The 905-nt window shown below is 63.5% G+C and carries 1 protein-coding gene and 1 pseudogene; both read left to right on the top strand.

Going from position 1 to position 905, the window contains the following annotated elements:
* Window positions 1-231 (top strand): annotated as a pseudogene (locus EOA22_RS35400) (bifunctional tRNA (adenosine(37)-N6)-threonylcarbamoyltransferase complex ATPase subunit type 1 TsaE/phosphotransferase); the annotation flags it as partial.
* A partial coding sequence (locus EOA22_RS35395; RefSeq protein ID WP_164756262.1) for a nucleotidyltransferase family protein occupies window positions 228-905 on the top strand: 678 nt, incomplete at its 3' end. The pseudogene EOA22_RS35400 and the gene EOA22_RS35395, both read left to right, overlap by 4 nt.

Here is a 905-nt window from a genome sequence, read left to right as displayed (position 1 = left end):
GCTTTCGACGAGGCAAGCTTCCTGGAATCCTACGCCATCATGGCGGCGCAACGAAATTCCAAGATCCTCGGCATCTTCGTCCGCCTCGAAAAGCGCGACGGCAAGCCCTATTATCTAAAACACCTGCCGCGCATTCGCGATTATCTGCGCCGGGCCTTGTCTCATCCGGCGCTGGCAAGCCTGCGCGAGTTCTACGACGCCCACGGTTTGCTGGAGGAGCGAGCGCTGTGACAGCAGGACCGGACACCGCCATCGTACTTGCCGCCGGCCTTGGCAAACGCATGCGGCCGATTACCGACACCATTCCCAAGCCGCTGGTCAGGATTGCCGGCAAGACGTTGCTCGACTGGAGCCTCGACAGCCTGGCTGCCGCCGGTGTCGCGAAGGCCGTGGTCAACGTCCACTATTTTCCCGAACAGATCCTCGCCCATGTCGCCGCGCGCCGCGCGCCAAAAATCGTCATTTCCGATGAGAGCGAACAACTGCTCGATTCCGCCGGCGGCATCGTCAAGGCGCTGCCGGAACTGGGCGAGCGACCCTTCTACATCCTCAATGCCGACACCTTCTGGATCGATGACGGTCCTCTCAATCTCCAGCGCCTCGCCCTTGCATGGGACGCGGCGAAAATGGATATTCTGCTGATGCTGGCGGATCTCCAACAGGCGACCGGACACTGCGGCAGCACCGATTTCCTGGTGGCGCCGGATGGCGGCTTGCGGCGTTCAAAGGGGGATCCGGCGGGGCTGATCTATGCCGGCGCGGCGATCGTCGATCCGCGCCTGTTCAAGGGCGCACCGGCCGGGCCGCACTCGCTCAACGCCTATTTCGATTCCGCCATCGCCGCAGGGCGCCTGTTCGGCATGCCCATGCATGGCCACTGGATCACCGTCGGCCCGCCCGATGCC

Origin of the sequence: Mesorhizobium sp. M7A.F.Ca.US.014.04.1.1 (assembly GCF_003998745.1) — a bacterium.
Classification (GTDB): Bacteria; Pseudomonadota; Alphaproteobacteria; order Rhizobiales; family Rhizobiaceae; genus Mesorhizobium; species Mesorhizobium ciceri.
This window is presented reverse-complemented; position numbering and strand designations above follow the sequence as displayed.